At 67.8% G+C, this 1,187-nt stretch carries 1 protein-coding gene and 1 pseudogene; both read left to right on the top strand.

What is annotated here, in order from left to right:
* Positions 1 to 304 (top strand): annotated as a pseudogene (locus tag ASG00_RS05810) (hypothetical protein); the annotation flags it as partial.
* A 181-nt stretch (positions 305 to 485) separates the two neighbouring features.
* Positions 486 to 1,163 (top strand): GAP family protein, encoded by a 678-nt coding sequence (locus ASG00_RS05805; RefSeq protein ID WP_056207530.1) that lies wholly within the window; start codon positions 486 to 488, stop codon positions 1,161 to 1,163.
* Positions 1,164 to 1,187: the final 24 nt, after the last annotated feature.

Below are 1,187 nucleotides of genomic sequence, written 5' to 3'. Positions count from 1 at the left end.
CCTGTTCACGTACGGCGACGGTTCTTCCCGCACCACCGTGTCGGCCGGCTCGACGTGGGCGGCCCTCGGCGTTCCGCAGTTCACGCCGACGGCCACGAGCCACGTCTACGGCGCCCGCGGCGAGTACACGATCACCCTCGAGACGTCTTACGCGGCCGAGGCAACCTTCGACGGCGTCACCTGGATCCCGGTCGACGGTCTCGTGACTCCGGAGGCAACGACCGCGCCGATCCAGGTGCTCGAGGCGCGCACCGCGCTGGTCGGCCAGACCTGCGTCGAGAATCCCCGCGCAGCCGGCTGCTGACCGGTCACGACCGACGCAGAACCGTGCAAAGTCGCCCGAAAAGGGGCGTCGCGCGCGCGTGAGTGCTTCGTGCGTCGTGTCAGCCGAACATCGGCCCTGACGCCCGAAACCGGGCACGTACCGTCATCGCAGACGCACCGGGGAGATCCTCCGGGCGACGCGAATCGAACGGAACCCGCACGTGAACGAGCTGCAGAACCTCATCCCCCTCGCTGTCGGCATGATGATCTCGCCGCTGCCGATCGTGGCGATCGTCGCCATCGTGCTGGCGCCCCGCGGCCGGGCCGCCGCGCCGATCTACACGACGACGTTCACGATCGTCTCGCTCGTGTTCCTCGCTCTCGGCGCCGTCTTCTCCGCGAACAGCTCCTCGTCCTCCACATCGGGAAGCAGTTCGACCGTCTCGTTCGTCTTCGCGATCATCATCACCATCGGCTTCGCGCTCTTCGCGGTGCTCAGCTGGATCGGGCGCCCGAAGCCCGGCCAGACCGCGAAGGCACCCTCATGGCTGGCCGCCATCGACAACGTCACGCCCCTCAGCGCCGCGGGACTCGGGTTCGTGATGGCCATCACCAACACCAAGAACATCCCGCTCGCGCTCAAGGGCGGCGCGCTCATCGGCGATGCGCACAGCTCGCTGCCGATCACGATCCTGCTGTGCGTCGTCGTCGCGATCGTCGGCTCGCTCGCGCTGATCGTCCCCGCCCTGATCGCCCTCAGCACCTCCGACCGCGTCATCGGTGCCCTGCAGCGCGTCAAGACGGAGATGATCGCGCACAACGCCGTCATGATGACCGTTCTGTTCGCGATCCTGGCCGCGAACGAAGCAGCCCAGGTCGTCCACCACCTCGTCTCCTGACACCGACCCGCGACATCCGTTCGT

Source organism: Microbacterium sp. Leaf351 (assembly GCF_001423825.1).
GTDB lineage: Bacteria > Actinomycetota > Actinomycetes > Actinomycetales > Microbacteriaceae > Microbacterium > Microbacterium ginsengisoli.
This window is presented reverse-complemented; position numbering and strand designations above follow the sequence as displayed.